Origin of the sequence: uncultured Nitratireductor sp., assembly GCF_913053745.1 — a bacterium.
Taxonomy (GTDB): Bacteria; Pseudomonadota; Alphaproteobacteria; order Rhizobiales; family Rhizobiaceae; genus Nitratireductor.
Genome location: NZ_CAJXGF010000042.1, coordinates 1 through 20,707, shown reverse-complemented (window position 1 = coordinate 20,707; position 20,707 = coordinate 1). Strand labels below are relative to the sequence as shown.

Here is a 20,707-nt window from a genome sequence, read left to right as displayed (position 1 = left end):
GCTCAGTCCTCGAAAGCGGCGATGTTGGGCTTCGCACCCCAGTGGCAGAAACCAACCGGTTCGAAAGCGAATTGCCGGTCGCGCCACAGCGGTTCGTCGTGGATCTCGCAGACACCGGTCGAATATTCGAAGGTCATGCCATCCGGGCCGCTGAAATAGAGGAACTGCGCAGACGATGTGGGATGGCGGCCGGGACCGAAAGTGATGTTGATCTGCCGGTCGCGGATGAAATTGGTCGAGCGCTGGATATCGTCGGTCGATTCCACCTGATGGTTGATGTGCTGGATGCCGGCCTTGTGATAGGGGAACAGCGCAATCGTGTGGTGTATCGAGCCAAGCCGCATCAGCGGCGCGTCTCCAATGCGGTCTGAAACGCGCGCATTGCAGACCGTGGTCCAGAATTTCTCATCCCGCTCCAGATCGCTGGAACACAGGCCCACATGGCTGAATCCAGTGATGCCCGCATCGCGTGTGCCGTGGTAGCGCTGCCCGGAAAAGGCCGGACGCACGACGAATTCGATACTGTTGCCGGTCGGATCGCGAAAACGGATGAACTCTCGCACATGGCGCGCTTCGCATTCCTCGCGTGTGCCGTAATAGACCTCCTGCTTCAGCCCTTCGAGTGTGGCCGCCGCTGCATGCAGGTCTGCCGAAGAACCAAGTTCAAACGCAGTCACCTGATCTTCGGGATCGCCTTCGAAGTAGCACAGTGTGTGGTCACGGCTGTCGGACTTGAAATGCACCGCGCCCTTTCGGTGCTCGGACACTTCCAGCCCGAGAATGTTCTGTGCAAACCAGACTGCCCCTTCCAGATCGCGCGTGCCAAGACGGCAATAGACCACGTCCTTCAACTCGATCATGTCACTTCTCCTGTGGCTTACGCGCCCGAAAACTCGGGCTCATTGGTCGGGGAGCCCCACGCGCAATGGGAAAGGGCCGTATCGGGAAACTGGCGTGGCGTGCGCTCGGGCGCGGCCTCGCTCATGCCCGTCGAATAGCTGAACAGCACATCGCCCGGCCCACGTGTCGCAACGAAGATCTTCTCCGAGGCCGGCTGACGGCCCGGCCCGTGAACGATGGGCAACTGCCGCGCCTGCAGGAAATAATGGTTCTGCATCACGTTGTTGATCGACTCCACGGCAAAGTCGACGCCCAGAATGCCGTCGCGAGCGGAAGGATAGAGCGCGATGCGGTGATGAGCGCCGTCGATGCGGATGTAGGCGGCATCGCCGGCCCAGTCGGAAACGGCGCCGCAAAGCACACGCGTCCAGAAATCCTCATTGGCGGCAATATCGGTGCAGGCCAGCGACACGGAAGAAATTTCGGTGATGCCCGCATCGCGCGGACCGTGATAGCGCCAGCCGGATGTGAGCGGACGCCAGACGAGTTCGACCGCCACGCCGTTGGGCGCGCTGGTCGCGATGCCCTTCTTGATCTTCCGCGCAGCGCAGGCCGCCTGATCGAACTCGGAGACGGAAAACCCTTCGGCGCGTAGCCGTTCGGCCATTGCTGTCAGGTCTTCGTCGCGCGCGACGGTCAGGGCGACCGCGTCACCCTTCTCGGCAGCACTGAAGCAGAGCGAATAAGCGCGTGCGTCGGAGCGGAAATACGCGCGCTGCCCGTCGCGCGCAAACTCCTGCAACCCAACGAGATCGGTGGCGAAATCCGCCGCCTTCTTCAGATCGCTGGTGGCCAGCCGCACATAGCGAAGATCACGATAGGGTCCGCTCACAATATCCTCCACATTTCCATGCGGAGCGCTTCACGCGCCCCGCCGTTTCATATCGATGGCCTCAGAGCCCCGATGCTTCTGCTTCCAGCTTTTCAAGCATGGGCGCCTTGGTGCGCCATTCCTTGTACCAGTTGTCGATGGCCTCACCGAAGAATGCGCGGTCGATCGTCATGACGGGCACTTCGGTGCCTTTCAGCTTTTCGAGATAGTCCGCGTCGATTTCCGCATAGGAGCCCACCAGCGTGTCGAGATGCGCACTGAGCACTTCTTCGATGATTGCCTGGTCCTCGGCGGGAACCGCACCCCATTTGCGTCCGGAACCGACCGCGATCATCGGGAACATCATGTGGTTGGATTCGATGATCGTGCCCGCGTGCTCGTAATATTTGCTGTTCCAGGTGCCTTCGAAGTCGATCTGCATGCCGTCGACCTGACCATTGGCGAAGGCGTCGTAGAGCGCCGGCAAAGGCATCGGGGTCGGAGCGGCACCCACCTTGACCCAGAAATCGAGCTCGGGCGCGAAAGGCACGGTGCGGATTTTCTTGCCCGAAAGGTCCCCGACATCCTTCACTTCGCCGCGCATGACGATCTGGCGCAGACCGGCCATCGCGTAGCCGAAACCTTTCAGGCCGAACTTGCTGACCCCGTCGAGAAGCTTGCCGGCGGTCTCGCCCTTCAAGAGCTTCTGAGCGCCGGCGACATCCTTGACGATGTAGGGCGCGAGGAAAATGCCGTAGTTCGGATCGCGGTTGGCAAACTCTCCCAGTGTGAGGAAGGCGAAGTCCAGCGCACCCGTCTGCAATTGCTGGAGCATCTGCGCTTCATTGCCGAGCTGACCGCTCGGGAAAATCAGAAGCTCGACGCGTCCGTCGGTCTTCTCCTTCAGTTCGTCGGCAATGGCGTTGGCGGTCACCGTCCATTGATGGGGCGGTGGCGTGATGAGGCCGAGCCGGTATTCTGCGGCGCTTGCCGCCTGAGCCGCCAGCATGAGGCCGGTAAAGGCGAGCGCGCCCGCTATCTGTTTCAGCATGTTTCTTCCTCCCGTTTGTAATGCTTCGCGCCGTTCCGGCTTTCCGGGCCGGACAGCAGATTGAGAATGTCAGGCACCCGCGCGTCCCGCAGGCTGGCGAGCGCTTCGGCATCCGCCAGATCGGGACTTTGCGCGACACCTTCGATGAGGGCGGCGCGGGTTTTCGCGTCGAGACGCGGCGCGCCGAGCGAAGCCCACCATTTTTCAACCTCCGGCCCCAGATCGTCGAAGAACTTCGCCAGACCGGCATCGCCGCCGGCCAGATGAAAGATCGCCGTCGGTCCGGTCACGCACCAGCGCGCGGCGAGCCCCTTCGTAACCGCCTTTTCAATGTCCTCGACCGAAGCCACACCCTCCGCCGCCAGATGAACCGCCTCGCGCCACAGCGCCGCCTGAAGCCGGTTCACCAGATGGCCGGGCATTTCGCGCCGCAACCGCAGCACCGTCTTGCCGATGCCGGTGTAGAAGGCGTCGGCCCTGTCCATCGCCACCGCGCTCGTCTTTGCGCCGGCGCAGATTTCCACCACCGGCATGAGATATGGCGGGTTGCAGGGATGCCCGATCACAAGGCGTTCGGGATGCACCAAAGCATCCTGTATGTCGCTCGGCGAAAGGCCCGATGTGCTCGACGCGATCACCGCATCGGCCGGCACATGCCGCTCCACCTCGGCAAGCACGTCCTTTTTGAGTTCCAGACGCTCCGGCAGGGCCTCCTGCACGAAGGCCACACTTCTCTCAACGTGATCGAGCCGCGCAATGTGCGACGGCGGTGGCACTTCGGCACAGTCACCCCCCAGCCGTTCCAGTACGGGCAATGCCTTCTGCCAGACCAGATCGACGCGCGCAGCCGTTTCGGGTGCAGGGTCATAAACCTGCACCGAATGCCCGGCGGCCGCGAATGCAGCCGCCCATCCGCAGCCGATGGTTCCGCCTCCGACAATCAGGACGGGTGCTTTCGCGTCAACCATCACAAAAGCTCCTTCAGGCCCGTTGCCAGCCATGGGAAAAAGGCCAGAAGAACCAGCACCGCGGCGACGGCCAGAAAGAACGGCGTGACCAGCCATGCGATGCGCTCCGCCTTCACCCCTCCCATTAGTGCAGCAGCGAAAAGCCCCGTCCCCACGGGCGGCGTCAGCAGGCCCAGTGTCAGATTGAGACAGACGATGACGCCAAACTGGAACGGATCGATGCCATAGACATCGGTCGCCACCGGCAGCAGAACCGGAACCACGAGGATGATGGCCGGGATCGGATCCGTGACCATGCCGAGCATCAGAAGAAGCAGGTTGAGAAGCAGCAGGAAGACGATGGGCGATGTGGTGATGAGCTGTAGCCCTTCCGCCACCCGCGCCGGCAGGTTCTCGAAGGTGATGACCCAACTGAACACCTGCGCCGCCGCGATGAGAAAAAGCACAACGGCAGCACTGCGCGCGGCATTGGCAAAAGCGGGGAAAATGTCTGCCACGCTCATCTCGCGATAGACGAAGAGACCGGTCAGCATCGCCGCCAACGTGGCGATGGCGGCGGCTTCCGTCGGCGTTGCCAGACCGCCCAGGATGCTGCCGATGATGACGGCGGGAATGGCCAGCGCCGGTAGCGCATCGAGCAGCGCCGCTAAGCGCTTTCTGATCGAAAGCCGTTCCGAGCGCGGGAACGCATAAAGCCTGCTGAAAACGGCGATGACGACGATGAAAGAAACGAACATCATCGCTCCCGGCACGATACCGGAGATAAAAAGATCGCCGATCGGCATCTGCGCCACCACGCCGAAAATGATGAACAGCATCGATGGCGGGATGATCGGAGCCAGAAGACCTCCGGCTGCTGTAATGCCCACAGACACATCGCGTGGATAGCCGGCCTTTTCCATCTCCGGGACCGCGATTTTGGACATGATGGTGATTTGCGCCACGGTCGAACCGAGGATCGAAGCCATCAGCATGTTGGCAACGAGATTGACATAGGCCAGCCCACCGCGCACCGCACCCAGCAATGCAACAGACAGACTCATGAGCCGCCGGCCAATGCCTCCGGCATTCATGAACTCTCCGAGCAGAATAAACATCGGCAAGGCCAGAAGACCGTAATTTTCGAGCCCGCCGAAGAGCTGCTGGGCATAGGACTGAAGCAGCACCGTGTTGCCGCTGACGGCGATGAACACCAGTGCGGTCGCGGCCAGGACGAAAGCGATGGGCAGGCCGACAAGCAGAAAGGCAAGGAAAGACCCGGCAATCGTCATCGTTCGCCCTCCCCGCCCCGCAGGCGCGCCGCCAGATTGGCCGATGCGTGAAGCGCACCGCTCAGGAAGAAAACGGGTAAGATCAGCCAGAACCAGACTTTGCGCATGCCGATGGTCGTGGTCGGCTCTTCATAAATGAAGTTGAAACTTTGCTGGCTGAAATCGGCAAGCGTTTCAGCCGAGAGCGCGCCGACCGGATCGAACCAGTTCCAGAGAATGACACCAAAAATGACGAAAAAGACCAGCAGCGCGGCATCCACCCCGATCAGAAGCGCTCTGCGGTTTGCCGCAGGCAGCATGTCGGTGAGAAGCGTCATGGCGATGTGATCGCGGTTGCGGATGCCGATGGACGCGCCGATGAGTGCGGCCCAGATCATGACATAAATCGCCAACTCGTCCACCCAGATCAGAGGCGTGCCGAAACTGCGCGTCACCACATTCAAAAGCAGCAGCAGAAAGACGACGCAGAGCAGCAGACCCGCGCAATACCATTCGGCCGTCGCAAGGCGGGCGCTGGCGCGTTCCAGCGCACCGGCCCGTTCGGTTCGTTCTTCAGACAATACGCTCGACATCGGCAGAAACCGCCGCCTCCTCCAGGCTCCGTCCTCCAGCGCCTCGAATAAAATATCGATATTATTTGCAAGTCAACAAAAATATCGATATTTTCTTTCTCAGAGTGCGGCGCTTGTTTAACGTGGCGCAGGCCGGTTAACTGAGGAAACGAGCGGAATGGCAGAGATCCTCGTCAACATGCGATATGACGGACCGGAACGAACGATCGCCGAGCGCGCCTATCGGCTGCTGCGGGAGGACATCATTTCCGGTGCGCTTGCGCCCGGCCTGAAACTCAAGATCGAAATGCTGCGCAGCCGCTATGGATTGGGCGCCGCGCCGATCCGCGAGGCGCTTGCCCGGCTTTCCAGCGACCATCTGGTCAAGCTGGAGGGCCAGCGTGGATGCGAGGTCGTGCCCATGTCCGTGAAAGATGCGCGCGACATCGGTGACATGCGCAAGCTTCTGGAAGTCGAAGCTCTGCGCATATCGATCGGCAAGGGCAATGACGAATGGGAGAACGCTCTGGCGGCGGCTTTTCATCGACTGGAGCGACTGGAGCGAACCATCGACCAGGGCATAGACGACCTGGCTGAGTGGGAAACCCTCAATCACCGGTTTCACAAAGCTCTCGTTGCGGCCTGTGACTCGGAATGGCTCCTGCGCATGCGCCAGCTCATGTTCGATCAGCACGAGCGATATCGTCGGTTATCCCGCGTCAAAACGGTTGCCACGAGAGACATCAGCCTCGAACATCGCGCGCTCTTCGAAGCCGCGCTCGATCGAAACGCGGAAAAGGCCGTCACCGTTATGGAAACCCATATCGGGCGGACCACCGATGCGGTTGTCAACACATTTGCGCGTCGTGAGCTGGCCGAATAGAGCCGACAGCGGCATCAACCGGGCTCGCATATTCAACGATCACGAAGTCGAAAATCGCGATTCCTCGTTGGCCGGACTGCACCAACACCGGCTGTTCAACAATTGCACGGGGATTGAAATCACGGCATGTAGTGGAGGTTCTTCTTAAGAAGATTCTGACACGACGTATAACCATGCAACAATCGACGACTTCAGAAACGACCGACTTGGGTCTGAGCAATCTACAGGCCGAACTCGCGCGCAAGATTCTCATTCTCGCCCAGGACGGTCAATGGAGCGAAGGAGAACACGTCTCTGAAATCCGCCTGGCAGATACGCTTGGCACCTCACGCACACCCGTAAGGCATGTTCTGGTGGCTCTGGAAAAGCGTGGCGTTTTTACCAAGATACCCAATGTGGGATTCCGCTTTGCGGGATTGCCGAATGGCGGTCAGGAAATTGAAGACGCATTACCGCATTCCGAAACCGAATTGCTGTATGAAAGGGTTATGACCGCCCGAGCGACGGGTGAAATCGCCACCGAGGTTTCGGAAACCGAACTCACCGAACATTTCGGCACCACGCGCGGCGTAATTCGGCGTGTGCTTATGCGGTTAGCCAATTCGGGGCTCGCCGAGCGCCGCACCGGACACGGTTGGCGTTTTGCCGAAACATTGGACAACAAAGCAGCCATCGAGGCGAGCTACGTTTTCCGCGCGATCATCGAATGCGGAGCCGTCCGTGACGGGGACTTCCGGCCAGATTTCCAGCAGTTGCGGGAACTACGCGCCCAACAGCGCAAACTTCTGGAAAAGCCGGTCGGGCGAATTTCCGGCAGCGGCTGGTTTGAAGCCAATGCAAATTTTCACGCGACCATAGTCGGTTGGGCACACAACCGCTTCCTGAACGAAGCGATAGAACGACAAAACAACCTTCGCCGCATGACGGAAGTCGCCGAGTTCACCGTTCTCACCGCAGAAGGCATCCGGAAGGCGGCGCGCGATCACCTCGCAATCCTCGACGCGATCGAGGCCGGGGACCGTGAGGAAGCCGTTGCTATCCTCAATCGGCATCTGAGCCGATCGCGCAAAAATGGCGGTGAACTCGATTAGAGCGATATTCTCCTAGCGGACATTCCGCTCTTGTGCATTCAGAAGCCGAGAGAAGAACGCCTTCACCGGCTCTTGGATATCCACCCCCACATGCGCCACATCCGGCACCTCCTCCCGCTCCGCGGTGATACCCATGCCCTCGAGTGCGCGCTGGAAAGCATCCAGCCGGGCCACGCGGTTGTCGCCTGTGTCGTTCGCATCGTCGCGCCAGAAACTGGACCCCGGACTGACCACGACCCCCTGACTGCCGGTATCTTCGGCTCCGATCACCAGTTGCACCGGAACCCGGCGCATGGCCTCGACGTCAACCGGTGCGCCGAGCGCCTCTTTCATATCGCCCGTGCCGACCCACCAGCTACGCGGATCGCCCGGAAGAGTGACTGTGCCCGGTGCCGCGATGGAGACGCCGCGAAGCCGATCCGGGTGACGCAGATAAAAGCGCATCGAAAACTGTCCGCCGCCTGAAAATCCGTGCATCAGGAAGCGACCCGTTTCGATACGGAAGACCGACGCGACCTCCTCGATCATGTTCAGGAGCACGTCGTCATAAGCGACTCCCCCATGACGCAGATGCTTGTAATTGTTGAAGTCGTCCGGCCCTCCTATGCCGCACGGAAAGAGAGGGGCTAACAGTGCGCATTGGTTCTCTTCGGCGAAATCAACAAACTCGTCGCGCAGGCCGGCTGCGTTGCGCAAACTGTGATGAACCAGAACGGCCAGCGGATAACGCTTTTCGCCTTCGGGCTCATAGCTCTTCGGCATGTAGGTGCAGTAGTGAAAGCGGGGGTCCGATTGCGCTGCAAACATGGCGCTTTGCTCGAGGCGATAGAAGTTCAGCTTGGGCATCAGATCAGCTTCTCTTTCGTATAATCGGCCACCTGCGCGACCAACCGCTTCATTGCGGCCTTGAAAGCGGGGTAGTCGGCACTGCGCGCGCGCGTGCTCTCGTTCATGTAGAGGCGTCGATTGATTTCGAACTGAACAGAATGGCGACCGATCGACGGATTTGCATAGGCTTCCGTAAGTTCAGCACCGCGGAACGGCTTGTTCATAGCCACCGAAAATCCCTCGCCCTCCAGGGTCTCTCGAAGAAACGCGGTGAACTCGGTGTCCGCCGACTTTCCATACATATCGCCGATACAGATATCGGCGCGGCGCGCGCCGGCGCCATCCGATGACATCGCATGGCCGGCATCGGTCATGGAGTGACAGTTGATATGCCAGACGCAGCGGAATTGCGCGAATGCGCCGTCGAGAAGCTGACGCAGGGCCGCATGATATGGCACCCAATATTTGCGTATCCGTGCTTCCGCCTCCTCTATATGCATCGGCGCCGAATACATCGGCGTTTCGCCCCATGCATTCCTCCAGATCAATCCCATGCCTCGTTTGGCGGTCGGACTTTCACGGGTGTAATGCGGCCATTCGCCGGCAAGCATTTCACGATCCATATCGGACAGGGACCGGTTTGCGTCCAGAAAGCTGCGTGGAAAATGCGCCCGGAGCAGAGGTGCGCCATGATCCGGAGCTGCGGAAAACAAATCGTCCACATGGGTGTCGGCGGAGACACGGACCATATCCGCGTCCACCGCAGGATGGAAATCTGCGGGAATGTCGGTGCCGCTGTGTGGGCTGTCGAAAACCAATGGTATTAAAGGCGCTCGAGGCGGCGTGACGCTCAACACATCGCAAACGTCCGCCGGCATCGGCGCAAGAAACGCATTGCGCTCTGAAAGAGTGGTCATTTCTGTCAGTCCTTTGCCGTCAATTCTTCGATCCGCTGCACGACACCTGTAATGTTTCCGAGCTTCTCTCCCTTGGAGAGCCGGTCCATTGTGCGGGCGACACGTCCCTCGCGGGCGATACCGGCTTGAGCTTCGGCTGCCGCTTCATCGGCAGGCAGAACCACCACTCCGGATGCGTCGGCGACGACGATGTCGCCGGCGTGAACCGGCACGCCGCCACATGCAATGGGGCGGTTGAACATGCCGCCGAGTTCCAGCCTGCGTGTGGTGAGCGAAGACACGCCGTGGCACCAGACGGCAAGCCCCTCTCCCAGTATCTCCTCCGCATCGGTTACCGGACCGTCCACCACGACACCTGCAGCCCCGGCCAAGCGCGCGGCGCGCGCCACGGCACCCCCAAGGCAGGCATGTCGATCGTCGCCCAGGCGGTCGATAATCAGAAAATCGCCCGGTCGGATGCGACTTACCGCGTAATGCATCAGCGTCGAGCACATTGCGGGCAACGCCAGTGTGACGGCGCTACCGGCACGTGTCGGCTGTGCCGGCTTCAGTGCCTGGACGCGGCGATCCACGAAACCCGTCAGCCGCACATGGCCAAGCGTAGCGGTTTCGATTTTCTCCAGCGCCGCGATAAGTTCAGGTTTAGCGGGGTCTGGCAACGGATCGATGCGATAGCGGCTCATGCCGGGCTTTCCCCTTCGGGCAGACATGGATCGGCGGCTTTCAGATGCGTCGCCAGTTTCGCGATTTTCGCAACCAGATATTCGGTCATGGCGTTCCCTCGGGTCGCGGAAGCGTGCAATGCCGAACCGCCTAGCAAACCGTTCCGGTCAACCTCGCCGGCGTCGACCGGAAAATTGACGCGCATGCCTTCGAAATCGGCACCCGACACGCTGCGAACACGCATGCCAAGACGAATGACACGATCACTTTTCCGACGGTGCAGATCTGCCCGGAAATTCTCCGGAAACAGATGCAGACCTATCGATGTGAGCGGCTCGCCGCCATGACCGCGCACATTCCGTTCCTCGAAAATCTCCTCGAGCAAAGCATCCGGCAAGGCCTGCCAGAGATCGACCGAGGGGATCAAAACCCGCTCCGAACGACGTATCCTGCGCGCCACCTGGGCGATTAGCGGTGCATTGGTCGTGTGTCCGTTGACGATCAGAAGACGGTTCAGCCCGTGGTCCAGAAGACTCGTCAGCATATCCGTCAATACCGCCACGAAGGTTTCCGGTCTGAGTTGGATTCCACCAGCGAAGTCGCGGAAAAAATCGGCATATCCGAACGGCAAGGCCGGTGCGACCAGTGCACCGCTTCTTTCTGCTGCCAGTTCAGAGATGCGTTCGGTCAGGCGGAAATCGCCCATTTGGCTCTGCGGGCCCTGGACTTCCTGAGAACCCAGTGGAAACAGAACCACGGGCCGTTCGTCCATTCGTTCGGCGAACTCGGCCTGCGTCATATCCGCCATTCGTGTTTTCCTCAAAGCACGCGCTCCCGGGCTATGGAGGCCGTGCTTGCCTGCTTGTTTGCGGAGATCTGCGGCAACTCGCGGATTGAAGAATTTACGTTGACCTTCCGGAAAAACCGGAGCTGCCCGTCCTTCAGGTAGCAGCGAACCGTGTCGCGAAATGCCGTCTCGACGAAAACCCAGTCGAAGCAGAGGCAATGCCATCCATCCCTGCCGACCGGTTCCCAGGCCGCCCAGGCGGACACGCGAAATCCATCGTCCGCTTCGTAGGAATGATGCAGACGTGCGCCGCTCATGGTCGTCACGCTTTCAACCCGGCGACCGCAACCGGCAAGGATCACGTGTGCGCCGCGCGCATCCGTAACCTCGAAAAGGATATCGTTTCCATCGCGACACAGGGACAATGAGACAATACCCTGATCGTTGCTTTCGGCCTGATAGCTGCCCTCCCAACCGTCGGGAGCACGATTCCAGTTTGCGTTGGGTGCAGGCATCACTTCGAGCGCATCGAGACGCCGGGGCAGTTCACCTCCCGCCCACTGACCAAGAGCAGGGCGCAGATCGTTGTGAATCAGTTTCTGCAATCGGCGATCGTTGTCATCCATTCCCGCCGTAAACGCGACGACTGCCCTTTCTCGCTCGAAGACGATACAGCTTTGTCCGAAAAGACCGTTGGCGGAAAAGCTGTCATTCGGGCCGCGCCACCATTGATAACCATAACCTTCGCGCCTCTCGGCGACCGTGCCGTCCAGACCTTCTTCGGGGCCGAGATAGTGCTCGCCTGTCAGAACGCCGAGCGAAATGTCGCGAAGCTGCATGCCTCGAGCTGCGCGCACCCAGCCGGTTGAAAGGATCTGGTCGCCATCCCAGAGACCATCCTGTAGATGCAGCACACCGATGCGAATGAGGTCCGACGTTCGGCACCACAGTCCGTTGCCGCCGCTGTTGACACCCTCCGGACTGACATCCCAGCGCGTATCCGGCGAAACGCCGATATGGGCGAACACCCGTTCGCTCAGATAATCGTGAACGGTCTTATTCGCGACACGCTGCACGATGGCCGAGAGCATGTAGCTGCAAGCGCTGTCATAAACGAAGACGTCGCCTGGCTTGTGGACCAGAGGCTGGCGCAGGAAGTCTTCCGCCCAGCTTGTTTTCAACTTGCGCCAATATCCGCCGGAAATGCCCCGTCCATGACCACTGGTCATGGTGAGCAAGTGGCGCACATGCATTGCCTCGATCCCTTCCGGCGCCCCAGGTCGATGTTCGGGAAAGTAATCGATAACGGGATCGTCGAGTTTCAAGAGGCCATCGTCATGAGCCAATCCGACAGCCATCGCGGTCACGCTTTTGGTGATCGAATGCATCATGTGGAGCCGGTCCGGCCCGTACGGTTCCCAATAGGCTTCCGTTATCAAGGCACCGTCGTGCCAGACAAGAAGACTGTGCATCTCCAGCTCCTCGGCCTCGATACGGTCGAGAAGCGAGAGGATAACCTCGGGGTTGGTGCCATGATCTTCCGGCCGACGGCGGATCAAACCGTCCGGCGCGCTCATTGCATCACCCCGTGCGTTCCAGCCTCCTGCGCGTCGAAACGCCAGCTCAGTTCGACACCCGTTTCGGTGCGTTCAAGCGTGGGGATCGCGGAAAGCAGCGCACGCGTGTAATCGCTCTGCGGCGCATCGAAAACCCGGTCGCGCAATCCCTGTTCGACGATCATCCCATCGCGCATCACGACGACGCGGTCGGCGAGCTGCTCAACCACACCGAGGTCGTGGCTGATGAAAAGACAGGAAAAACCATGCCGGTGCTGCAAGTCCGCGAGCAGCCGCAGCACTTGCGCTCGCACGGTTACGTCGAGTGCGGAAACCGCCTCGTCGGCGATCACGAAATCCGGCTCGCTGATGATGGCGCGCGCAATCGCGACACGCTGCCGCTGACCGCCGGACATCTCGTGCGGGAGGCGATCGAGATGCGCGTCTTCCAGTCCGACCTCGCGCACGGCACGGCGAACGCGCTCTTCGCGCGCGTCGTCGCTCAGGTCGCGCTCGTGATACAGGGCCTCCGAAAGAATTCGCCGAATGGTGAAGCGCGGATCGAGCGAACCGAATGGATCCTGAAAGATCATCTGGCAATTCAGCCGATAGTCCATCCAGTTTTCTGCGCCTTTTTCGACTGGCATGTCGCGAAAGCGGATTTCACCGCCGCTCGATGGGATCAACTGCGCGATGGCCCGCCCCAAAGTGGTCTTGCCGGAACCGGAAGCGCCAACGACGGCAACCACCTCTCCACGTCGAACGGACAGGTTGACACCCGAGAGCGCTTGCTTGTGCGCAGCGCGAGCGAATAGCCCGGCGCGCGAGACATAGTCGACCTTCAAATCGCGCACCTCGACGACAGGCTTGGACTCGTCCGCAAAGCTGCGCACGGGCCCGCGCTCCGGCATCGCGGCCAGCAGGTTGCGGGTATACTCATGCATTGGATTTGCGAGGATCCGATCCGTCGGTCCGGTCTCGACGATCTCGCCCTGGCGCATGACCATGACGCGCTCGCAATAGCGTGCGACCATCGGCAAGTCGTGACTGATGAGGATCATCGCCGTCCCGTTGTCGCGCGTGAGTTCCACCATCAATTCCAGAACCTCGCGCTGAACCAGTGCATCCAGCGCCGTCGTCGGTTCGTCGGCAATCAGCAATGCGGGCTTCAGGAGCATCGCGGCGGCCAGCATGATCCTCTGGCGCATCCCGCCCGAGAACTCATGTGGATAATCGTTGAGCCGCGCCTCGGGCGAAGGAATGCCGACACGGTTCATGATGTCGATGATTTTGGTGCGCCTTTCGGACACGGACAGTTTCGTGTGAACCCGCAGCGGCTCTGCGAGCTGTCTCCCGATTGTCATGGACGGATTGAGGGAGGTCATCGGCTCCTGAAAGACCATGCCGATGTCGGCACCGCGCAGCTTACGCAGTTCTTTTCCTGTCATTTCCGAGAGTTCCTGCCCACGGAAGTATACCGCGCCGGACTGGCGCACGATCGCGCCCGGCTGCAAACCGATGATCGAACGTCCAAGCATCGTTTTTCCCGACCCGGATTCCCCTACCAGACCGACAATCTCGCCGGGACGGATTTCGAAACTGGCGTTGCGTACGATTTGCGAATCGGGCTTTCCCGCAATGCCGAGTTCGAGATCTTTGACGCGCAATAATGCGGAATGATCGTGCATCACAGCCCCCTCATGCGCGGATCGAAACGGTCGCGGATGTAGTCGCCGAGAAGGTTGATTCCCAGCAGCGTCATCGAGATGCAGAGCCCTGGAAAGATGCCGAGCCATGCTGCCTGCCCCATATAGGGACGTGCGCTCGCAAGCATGTTGCCCCAGGTCGGCGCTGGTGGCGGCACGCCCAGCCCGAGGAAACTCAGCGCGCTTTCCGTCAGCAGAACCGAGCCGAACATCGAGGTGGCGATGACGATCACCGGAGCCAGGCAATTGGGCACGATATGGCAACGCAGAGTATAAAGCACCGGATGCCCCATCAGCCTCGACGCTTCGATGAACTCCTGCTCGCGCAGAGACATGACCGCCCCGCGCACGACACGTGTCACGGTTGGCATATAGGCAAAGCCCAGCGCCAGAACCACGCCGTACATATTGGCGCCCAGAATCGAGAGCAGCGCCAGTGCCAGCAGGATGGACGGGAACGCCAGAAGCGTGTCGGTAAACAGCATGACCACCCGGTCCACCCAACCGCGCGCATAACCTGAGACCGAACCGAGAATAATGCCGAAGAAAACGGCGAAGCTCACGGTCAGAATAGAGATCGTGACGCTCGTGCGTGCCGCGGCCAGCAAGCGCGAAAGCACATCGCGTCCATATTCGTCGGTGCCCAGCGGGTGAACCGCACCGGGGGCCTGAAGCTTGCTGCGCAAATCGACCGCAAGCGGATCGAACGGTGTCCAGACCCACCCCAGGAATGCGGCTGTCAGAAAGAAAGCGATCAGAAAGCCACCGAGATATTTGTTGGTTTTTCCCAGGCTCATACGGATTTCACCCTTGGGTCGAAGATCGGGTAACAAAGGTCGACGATAAGATTGACGACCACATAGGTGATGGCGACGAAGAGAAGACAGCCCTGCAGCAGCGGATAGTCCCGCCCGTAGATCGATTCGACGATCAGCCGTCCGAGGCCTGGAATGGTGAACACCGTTTCGACCACTGCCACACCCCCCAGAAGATTACCGAGGATGAGGCCGAGCAGCGTCCAGGTGGGACCGAAGGCATTTCGAAGAACGTGGTGACGCAGGACCTCGCCCTCGGTCAGCCCTTTGGCGCGTGCATGGGTGACATAGTCCAGCCGCAACACATCCAGCGTCGATGATCGTACCATGCGCACGAGAATGCCGGTCTCGTGCAGAACCAATGCCGCGACGGGCATAATCAGATATATCAGCCCGGCCCAGAAATCCTCAGCCGGCGAGACGTAGCCGATGACCGGCAACCAACTGAGATTGAGGCCGAAATACAAGAGCAGCATCAAGCCCATCCAGAAGGTCGGAATGGACATGAGCATCGTGGCGCCGACCACCACGGAGAGATCGAAGCTGGAATTCTGTCTCCAGGCGGCCACCATTCCGAGCGGAACCGCGATCACCGTACTGATGGCAACCGCCACCAGCACGAGCTGTGCGGAAATCCCAAACCGGTGCAATACCAGTGGCAGAACCGCCTCGCCCGTGGTGATCGAATGCCCCAGATCGCCAGAGAAGAGCGCTTTGAGCCAGATCAGGAACTGCATCGCAATCGGCCGATCGAGACCCAATTGTTGGCTCATGGCCGCATAGGCCTGCTCGTCGACATTGTCGCCGAGCATAAGGCTCACCGGATCGCCCGGTATCAGGCGGATCAGCGTGAAGACCGCAAGCGACACAAGAAACAATGTCGGGATCGCGGTAATCAGACGCGACAGAACAAATCTCATCATGGTTCAGTTCCGGGACTCCCTGCTCACGGCTTACCGGTCGAGACTGACGCCCCAAAGGCGCGTAAAGCCGTTCCAGGTTCGGTAATTCTGCACATAGCTTGCCGAAACCGAGACATCGAGATTGTTGGCCAGCATCACGAAAGGCATTTGCTCGAGATAGAGCTCGTGCAACGCGTCAAAGAGCGCCTGCCGCTCTTCGCCATCGGGTGTCTGAAAAGTCTTTTCCACCAGTTCGATGGCTTCGGGATCGTCCCAGATGGCGCTGCCGCGGTCCTCCTTGGAAGCGACAACCGCACTATAGGCAAGCGCCGGATCGGATCGGTTGGAATAATTGAAGGCGGAGAGCTGGAAATTACCGTTCCGGAACCTATCCAGTTGCGTGGCCCACTCCAAAACCTCAATTCGCGCGCGGATCCCCTGAGCCTGCAGCATGGACTGAGCGATCACGGCCACATTCTCGTTGATGGGATTGCGGCGATTGGTCTGTATGACCAGTTCCTGTCCGCTGTAGCCTGCTGCCTTCAACAGCGCTGACACCTCTTCGGGAGCATAGTCGATGGCGCGCTCCTGAACCTCGCCATGATAAACGGAACCGATCGGCACAAGTGAAGCATTGGCCTCACCCAGACCATTGGTCGCAACGTCGACGAGCTCAGGGATGTTCAGCGATTTGGCGATTGCATGACGCATCTCCGTCGACGAAAGCACCGGATCGGCGGTCTGCATCAGCAGGGTGATCATTCCGCCATGAGGCGCGGCATGAACCTGAAAGTTCGGATTTTCGGTAAGTTCCCCAGCCTCGGAGGTGGAGAGATAGGGTACGATGTCCAGGTCGCCACTGCGCAGCGCTGCAACGGCCGTCGCGCGATCCGGTGTGACGATGAGATTAACGTCGTCGACAAGAACCTCCTTGCGCCCTCCATATCCGTCGATACCTTCGCCGACGGGCACATACTCCGCGAATTTTGTGAGATGAATGCTTTGCCCCCGCTTCCATTCGTCGAACACGAAGGGGCCGGTCCCGACCGGACCCTTCCAATTTCCGTCGCCGTCGAAACTATCGGCATGCATGATCGCCATGCCGCCGCATAGCGACTGGGCCGAGTTCTTCAAGAACATCGCATCCGGCTCAGCGAGCGTGAAAATCACCGTACGCGCGTCCGGTGCCTCGATACGCTCGACAGCCGAACCCCGGTTCCCGTTGAAGTAAATGTTGCAGGTGAAATCGGGCGCAGCCATCAGAGCCTCCCAGCTCTGCTTCACGATCTCGGCCGTCAGCGGCGCGCCATTGTGAAACAGCCTGTCTTCGCGCAAGGTGAAGGTGTAGACCCGCCCGTCATCCGAGACGGTCCAGTCTTCAGCCAGCATGGGGACGATCTGTCCGCGCTCGCCAAAGGCGACCAGTCCCTCGCCCACGTTCAAAGCGACCGAATCGGAAAGTGCGTCGCGATTCACACCGGGGCGGGAACTGCGAATGTCTGCCGTGATCTGAACGTTCAGGGTCTCGGCTGCGGCCGGAATCCCGCACAGCATTCCAAGCACCGGCAGCGTGGATAGCAAAAATCTCTTCTTCGACGACATGACGACCTCCCGTTGGATGGGTATTGTATTTTCTATTATCATAATACAATATGGAAATCACACCATACGTCAAACAAAAATTTTTCCGCGTGATTTCAGCACTTTGCAAAAGGCCTGATCCCGAAATGCCCCATATGTCCCCCAGGCAAGCCTCTCCACCCTGAACCGAATTCCCGCCTGAGAAAAACCGCCATACCGCTATCCCCACCAAGAGACTGCCCGATGATGGATTCCTACGCTTTCTGGATGAGCACACCAAACCTCGACCTTCTGGAGATCGCCGCAGACGCGGGCTTCAGGCGGGTTGTGCTGGACATCGAGCACAATGGCTACGCCCCGGATCGACGCGAGGCGCTGGTTGTCGCCGCGCGGGCGCTCGGCCTTGCAGTTTGTGTCAAGATCGAAGCTCCGGAACCGGTCTGGGTTCAACGTGCGCTGGATCTCGGTGTGAATGCGGTTATCCTCCCCCATGTAAGCACACTCGCCGATGCAAAGGCCGCCCTCGCCGCCTGCAAGTATCCGCCGTTGGGTACCCGCAGCTATGCCGCCGGCCGTTCGGTTTCGTTCCGGGCCCCCGACGCGGATTATTTTGCCCGTCAAAACCGGGAGGTCCTGTGTCTGCCCATGATCGAAACCGCGGAAGCCTTCGATGACGTTTCAGAACTGCTGGCCAGTCCGCTCGTCGACGGTATCTTTGTCGGCCCCTTTGACCTGGCGCTGACGCGTGGACGCTCGACTTATGCCTTCTCGGGAACCGATCGCGCGGACATTTCACATCTCGCAGCGGCGGCCCGGGCCGCCGGCAAACCCTGGTGGATGCCCGCTTGGCGTCCGGAAGAGCAGCGTTTCGCGCTCGATCACGGTGCCAGTGTGCGGATCGTGGCGGCAGAACATCAGTTGTTGCAGGCGGGGCTGGCAAAAGTCTTGTCCGATCTGCCGGACGATAGGTAACGCATAGACCCTCGCAGCCCCTGTCGGTCGACAGCCACATCCGCAGGCGGACCGGTCGAAAGCGGTTTCCAGTAATTTTTGACACGATGTCGGAATGCCATCCGGGCAAACGTCTTCAAGACGGAACAGCAAAAACGACAACCGGAAATACTGTTCGTTTCAGAGCCCGACACCGGGCCATTACAAAGCAGTAAATGGAGCATCGACATGCCAAACACTGTCCGCCTGCACCGCGTCATCCCCGCCAACCCCAAAAAGGTCTATCGAGCGTTTCTCGAACCGGATGCGATCGCCAGTTGGCTGCCACCTTATGGCTTTCTCTGCACCGTGCATGAACTGGAACCCAAGGTCGGCGGAAAGCACAGAATGTCGTTCCGCAACTTCACGACCGGCAACAGCCATTCGTTTGGCGGCGAATACCGCGAACTCGTTCCAGACGAGCGGCTTGTTTACACCGACAGGTTCGACGATCCCAATTTGCCCGGCGAGATGAAGATTACCGTGATCTTGAAGACCGTGCCCGTCGGGACGGAAATATCCATCGAGCAGGAAGGCGTTCCCGACATCATTCCGCTCGAAGCCTGTTATCTCGGCTGGCAAGAGAGCCTGCGAAAGCTGGCGAAGCTGGTCGAACCCGAAATCAACGAATAGACGCCGGCGCGTGGTAGCGACGTCGCACAACTTTTGACAGAATGTCCGTCTCCAACGCCATTCGCGCCACCGTCTGACCACGGTGGCGCGAGTGCAGCATCGTCACCCATATGGCGGATAATGAGAGACAATACGGTCCCATTCGCACGGACTTGCTTCCTGACTGACGCATGCGGATTTTTTCGACAAGCTGCGCTTCGGCAAAGATCTGACACCCCATCTTGAAACGGCCCCACAAGGCACATCATGGGGGTGTGATACGCCAAGGGGGATTCACACGATTCACCCCGGCGAAATAAAGGATGACCCGGTTGCCGTCAGGGTCGAACAATTCCGCTTCACGCCAACGCCAATTCTTGCCCTTGGGCCCGCTCTCGAACGAGAAACCGTTTTCCGCCAATGCGAGGATTCTAGCGTCCAGATCCGGCATCGAAACGGTCACCTGATTCGGCCGCATACCCGATACTTCCTTTATCGATCCGGCTTCGAGGTTCGCATGCCAACCGACTTCGCAATGCGTTGATACATCAAATGCCGCGCCCTCTTCGCTTCCGTCCCTCTGGTAAGCGGCGGTCAATCGGGTTCCTCGATGCCTGGGCATCTCGGCCTCATCCAGCAACGCTACGGGGAGATTTTCTATGGAGATCTTCGATACCCCTATCATCGTCCACCGGAAGTTTGTCGTCGCCAACTCTGTATAGGCCCATGCGCTCGCCCGATTGAAAAGTATCCAAAGGAACATTCCTGCATGCGCCCCGCCCGGGCGTTCAGGCAAGCCGTTCTGGCTCATCGAACACCCGAGCCATGAAGGGTGGGGCGAGTTGGTGCCAGATGCCGGGCGCCTCCTGCGCCGGGTTCCCCCGGGGGCTATGAGGCCGTGGGTTTTCAATCTTCGGGACGCAACGCGATCCAGACGGCTATAGCGCCCATCGCTGCGGCAATCGCAACCGCGAGCGTCAGGCCCGGCGCATAAATCAGAATGAACAGCACGTAACCCGTCGCAATACCGCCTGCCGCGAGGAGCTTGGCACGTCGCGGCATAACGCCACGGTCGCGCCAATTGCGGAGAACGGGACCGAATTTGGGATGTTCGAGCAATTTTCGTTCGAGCGCCGGCGAAGAGCGCGCAAAGAACCACGCAGCCAGAATAAGGAAAATCGTCGTTGGCATGATAGGCAGGAATGCACCGACCAGGGCCAAAAGCAGCATCAACAGGCCCATGACGAGCAGCAATATGCGCTTTGCATTTTCGAATGCGGGCGCGATCTTCAACGACCGACCTCCATCGACCGACCGGTTTGTGAGAATTTCCCGTCGCCGTTTTGATGTATCCGAAACGAGAGCGGATTTCATGACTGTATAAATGGTACTCATTGAAACACGCTCTCGACAAGAGCGCGGACGCGCCGAAAAGCTCTGGGCCGCTTTCACGCGTCTCGGTGCCTTCATCCAATTCTTCAAAAACCGTTATAGTGATCGCCCGGCTGGCTCGAGTCCAGCTTATCAGCGCTTCCATGAAGCCCCGCCCCACCCTCGCTCGCTTGACGTAATAATGAAAACTTGGTTGATGTGACTTATAAATGTGCGAGTTCTGGTTCTGATTTTTTTGAAAATTTCGAGGTGGGTGCCGCAAACCTTAGGTCAATGCCCAGTTCGATTCGAGAGGTCGCTTTGAGCAACGGAACCCCTTGGCCCAACGGTCGTACGCGCTTTCTTTTGGCAATGCTGACAGTTCTTTTATTGATCAGCTTGCCGTTCGCATCCTTCCACCAGAGCAATTACGGTGACCCATCGTTTCTGCCT

At 59.6% G+C, this 20,707-nt stretch carries 21 protein-coding genes; 4 read left to right on the top strand and 17 right to left on the bottom strand.

The annotated features are described in order from the left end of the window. Positions 1 to 2: 2 nt before the first annotated feature. The 6 genes from QZ638_RS09175 to QZ638_RS09150 form a co-directional block, all read right to left on the bottom strand. Entirely contained in the window at positions 3 to 860 is an 858-nt protein-coding gene (locus tag QZ638_RS09175; RefSeq protein WP_295809185.1) for a VOC family protein, read from the bottom strand. A gap of 17 nt (positions 861 to 877) precedes the next feature. After that, entirely contained in the window at positions 878 to 1,732 is an 855-nt protein-coding gene (locus QZ638_RS09170) for a VOC family protein (RefSeq protein WP_295809183.1), read from the bottom strand. Positions 1,733 to 1,793: 61 nt separating this feature from the next. Next, positions 1,794 to 2,762 (bottom strand): TRAP transporter substrate-binding protein, encoded by a 969-nt coding sequence (locus QZ638_RS09165; RefSeq protein ID WP_295809181.1) that lies wholly within the window; start codon positions 2,760 to 2,762, stop codon positions 1,794 to 1,796. Next, positions 2,756 to 3,730, bottom strand: a complete 975-nt coding sequence (locus QZ638_RS09160; RefSeq protein ID WP_295809179.1) for a 3-hydroxyacyl-CoA dehydrogenase NAD-binding domain-containing protein — start codon at positions 3,728 to 3,730, stop codon at positions 2,756 to 2,758. The genes QZ638_RS09165 and QZ638_RS09160 overlap by 7 nt, the downstream gene beginning before the upstream one ends. Beyond that, positions 3,730 to 5,001 (bottom strand): TRAP transporter large permease, encoded by a 1,272-nt coding sequence (locus tag QZ638_RS09155; RefSeq protein WP_295809178.1) that lies wholly within the window; start codon positions 4,999 to 5,001, stop codon positions 3,730 to 3,732. The genes QZ638_RS09160 and QZ638_RS09155 overlap by 1 nt, the downstream gene beginning before the upstream one ends. Continuing rightward, entirely contained in the window at positions 4,998 to 5,573 is a 576-nt protein-coding gene (locus QZ638_RS09150) for a TRAP transporter small permease subunit (RefSeq protein WP_295809171.1), read from the bottom strand. Before QZ638_RS09150 ends, QZ638_RS09155 begins: the two co-directional genes overlap by 4 nt. A 157-nt stretch (positions 5,574 to 5,730) precedes the next feature. Between QZ638_RS09150 and QZ638_RS09145 the strand changes: the two genes are divergently transcribed. Continuing rightward, entirely contained in the window at positions 5,731 to 6,435 is a 705-nt protein-coding gene (locus tag QZ638_RS09145) for an FCD domain-containing protein (protein WP_295809169.1), read from the top strand. A gap of 173 nt (positions 6,436 to 6,608) precedes the next feature. Further along, entirely contained in the window at positions 6,609 to 7,526 is a 918-nt protein-coding gene (locus tag QZ638_RS09140; protein ID WP_295809167.1) for a GntR family transcriptional regulator, read from the top strand. Between the two features lie 12 nt (positions 7,527 to 7,538). Here QZ638_RS09140 and QZ638_RS09135 read toward each other — a convergent pair whose 3' ends face one another. From QZ638_RS09135 to QZ638_RS09095, 9 genes are read right to left on the bottom strand one after another with little or no spacing between them, the layout of a single operon-like run. Further along, entirely contained in the window at positions 7,539 to 8,372 is an 834-nt protein-coding gene (locus QZ638_RS09135; RefSeq protein WP_295809165.1) for an alpha/beta hydrolase, read from the bottom strand. Then, the gene (locus QZ638_RS09130) at positions 8,372 to 9,271 is read right to left on the bottom strand and encodes an N-formylglutamate amidohydrolase (protein WP_295809163.1); all 900 of its coding nucleotides are present in this window, start codon (positions 9,269 to 9,271) and stop codon (positions 8,372 to 8,374) included. The genes QZ638_RS09135 and QZ638_RS09130 overlap by 1 nt, the downstream gene beginning before the upstream one ends. A gap of 5 nt (positions 9,272 to 9,276) precedes the next feature. Further along, complete coding sequence (locus tag QZ638_RS09125; RefSeq protein ID WP_295809160.1) at positions 9,277 to 9,954, bottom strand: RraA family protein; 678 nt, start codon at positions 9,952 to 9,954, stop codon at positions 9,277 to 9,279. After that, positions 9,951 to 10,742 carry a creatininase family protein gene (locus QZ638_RS09120; protein WP_295809158.1) on the bottom strand — a complete coding sequence of 264 codons (792 nt, stop codon included), beginning with the start codon at positions 10,740 to 10,742 and terminating at the stop codon, positions 9,951 to 9,953. The genes QZ638_RS09125 and QZ638_RS09120 overlap by 4 nt, the downstream gene beginning before the upstream one ends. Positions 10,743 to 10,753: 11 nt before the next feature. Then, entirely contained in the window at positions 10,754 to 12,298 is a 1,545-nt protein-coding gene (locus QZ638_RS09115; protein ID WP_295809156.1) for a serine hydrolase, read from the bottom strand. Then, positions 12,295 to 13,965 (bottom strand): ABC transporter ATP-binding protein, encoded by a 1,671-nt coding sequence (locus QZ638_RS09110; RefSeq protein WP_295809153.1) that lies wholly within the window; start codon positions 13,963 to 13,965, stop codon positions 12,295 to 12,297. The genes QZ638_RS09115 and QZ638_RS09110 overlap by 4 nt, the downstream gene beginning before the upstream one ends. Next, on the bottom strand, positions 13,965 to 14,780 hold the full coding sequence (locus QZ638_RS09105; RefSeq protein ID WP_295809151.1) for an ABC transporter permease: 816 nt from the start codon (positions 14,778 to 14,780) through the stop codon (positions 13,965 to 13,967). The genes QZ638_RS09110 and QZ638_RS09105 overlap by 1 nt, the downstream gene beginning before the upstream one ends. Beyond that, positions 14,777 to 15,721, bottom strand: a complete 945-nt coding sequence (locus tag QZ638_RS09100; protein ID WP_295809150.1) for an ABC transporter permease — start codon at positions 15,719 to 15,721, stop codon at positions 14,777 to 14,779. Before QZ638_RS09100 ends, QZ638_RS09105 begins: the two co-directional genes overlap by 4 nt. Positions 15,722 to 15,751: 30 nt before the next feature. Then, entirely contained in the window at positions 15,752 to 17,302 is a 1,551-nt protein-coding gene (locus QZ638_RS09095; RefSeq protein WP_295809148.1) for an ABC transporter substrate-binding protein, read from the bottom strand. 222 nt (positions 17,303 to 17,524) lie between these two features. On the opposite strand from QZ638_RS09095, the gene QZ638_RS09090 reads away from it, so the two are divergent. Together QZ638_RS09090 and QZ638_RS09085 are read left to right on the top strand one after the other, a co-directional pair. Next, positions 17,525 to 18,253 (top strand): aldolase/citrate lyase family protein, encoded by a 729-nt coding sequence (locus QZ638_RS09090; protein WP_295809145.1) that lies wholly within the window; start codon positions 17,525 to 17,527, stop codon positions 18,251 to 18,253. A gap of 207 nt (positions 18,254 to 18,460) precedes the next feature. Beyond that, a complete protein-coding gene (locus tag QZ638_RS09085) occupies positions 18,461 to 18,904 on the top strand; it encodes an SRPBCC family protein (protein ID WP_295809144.1) in 444 nt (147 codons plus the stop codon). A 244-nt stretch (positions 18,905 to 19,148) separates the two neighbouring features. Here QZ638_RS09085 and QZ638_RS09080 read toward each other — a convergent pair whose 3' ends face one another. Beyond that, a complete protein-coding gene (locus tag QZ638_RS09080; RefSeq protein ID WP_295809142.1) occupies positions 19,149 to 19,694 on the bottom strand; it encodes a hypothetical protein in 546 nt (181 codons plus the stop codon). A gap of 95 nt (positions 19,695 to 19,789) precedes the next feature. Then, positions 19,790 to 20,176, bottom strand: coding sequence for a YbaN family protein (locus QZ638_RS09075; protein WP_295809139.1), 387 nt, complete (start codon positions 20,174 to 20,176; stop codon positions 19,790 to 19,792). Positions 20,177 to 20,707 lie beyond the last annotated feature (531 nt).

Excerpts from the sequence above, each read along its gene's own strand:
- QZ638_RS09080 (WP_295809142.1), bottom strand. The coding sequence starts at position 19,694 with ATGAGCCAGAACGGCTTGCCTGAACGCCCGGGCGGGGCGCATGCAGGA.
- QZ638_RS09095 (WP_295809148.1), bottom strand. The coding sequence starts at position 17,302 with ATGTCGTCGAAGAAGAGATTTTTGCTATCCACGCTGCCGGTGCTTGGA.
- QZ638_RS09145 (WP_295809169.1), top strand. The coding sequence starts at position 5,731 with ATGGCAGAGATCCTCGTCAACATGCGATATGACGGACCGGAACGAACG.
- QZ638_RS09150 (WP_295809171.1), bottom strand. The coding sequence starts at position 5,573 with ATGTCGAGCGTATTGTCTGAAGAACGAACCGAACGGGCCGGTGCGCTG.
- QZ638_RS09155 (WP_295809178.1), bottom strand. The coding sequence starts at position 5,001 with ATGACGATTGCCGGGTCTTTCCTTGCCTTTCTGCTTGTCGGCCTGCCC.
- QZ638_RS09090 (WP_295809145.1), top strand. The coding sequence starts at position 17,525 with ATGATGGATTCCTACGCTTTCTGGATGAGCACACCAAACCTCGACCTT.
- QZ638_RS09105 (WP_295809151.1), bottom strand. The coding sequence starts at position 14,780 with ATGAGCCTGGGAAAAACCAACAAATATCTCGGTGGCTTTCTGATCGCT.
- QZ638_RS09110 (WP_295809153.1), bottom strand. The coding sequence starts at position 13,965 with ATGCACGATCATTCCGCATTATTGCGCGTCAAAGATCTCGAACTCGGC.
- QZ638_RS09175 (WP_295809185.1), bottom strand. The coding sequence starts at position 860 with ATGATCGAGTTGAAGGACGTGGTCTATTGCCGTCTTGGCACGCGCGAT.
- QZ638_RS09130 (WP_295809163.1), bottom strand. The coding sequence starts at position 9,271 with ATGACCACTCTTTCAGAGCGCAATGCGTTTCTTGCGCCGATGCCGGCG.
- QZ638_RS09085 (WP_295809144.1), top strand. The coding sequence starts at position 18,461 with ATGCCAAACACTGTCCGCCTGCACCGCGTCATCCCCGCCAACCCCAAA.
- QZ638_RS09120 (WP_295809158.1), bottom strand. The coding sequence starts at position 10,742 with ATGGCGGATATGACGCAGGCCGAGTTCGCCGAACGAATGGACGAACGG.
- QZ638_RS09115 (WP_295809156.1), bottom strand. The coding sequence starts at position 12,298 with ATGAGCGCGCCGGACGGTTTGATCCGCCGTCGGCCGGAAGATCATGGC.
- QZ638_RS09160 (WP_295809179.1), bottom strand. The coding sequence starts at position 3,730 with ATGGTTGACGCGAAAGCACCCGTCCTGATTGTCGGAGGCGGAACCATC.
- QZ638_RS09140 (WP_295809167.1), top strand. The coding sequence starts at position 6,609 with ATGCAACAATCGACGACTTCAGAAACGACCGACTTGGGTCTGAGCAAT.
- QZ638_RS09100 (WP_295809150.1), bottom strand. The coding sequence starts at position 15,721 with ATGATGAGATTTGTTCTGTCGCGTCTGATTACCGCGATCCCGACATTG.
- QZ638_RS09165 (WP_295809181.1), bottom strand. The coding sequence starts at position 2,762 with ATGCTGAAACAGATAGCGGGCGCGCTCGCCTTTACCGGCCTCATGCTG.
- QZ638_RS09135 (WP_295809165.1), bottom strand. The coding sequence starts at position 8,372 with ATGCCCAAGCTGAACTTCTATCGCCTCGAGCAAAGCGCCATGTTTGCA.
- QZ638_RS09125 (WP_295809160.1), bottom strand. The coding sequence starts at position 9,954 with ATGAGCCGCTATCGCATCGATCCGTTGCCAGACCCCGCTAAACCTGAA.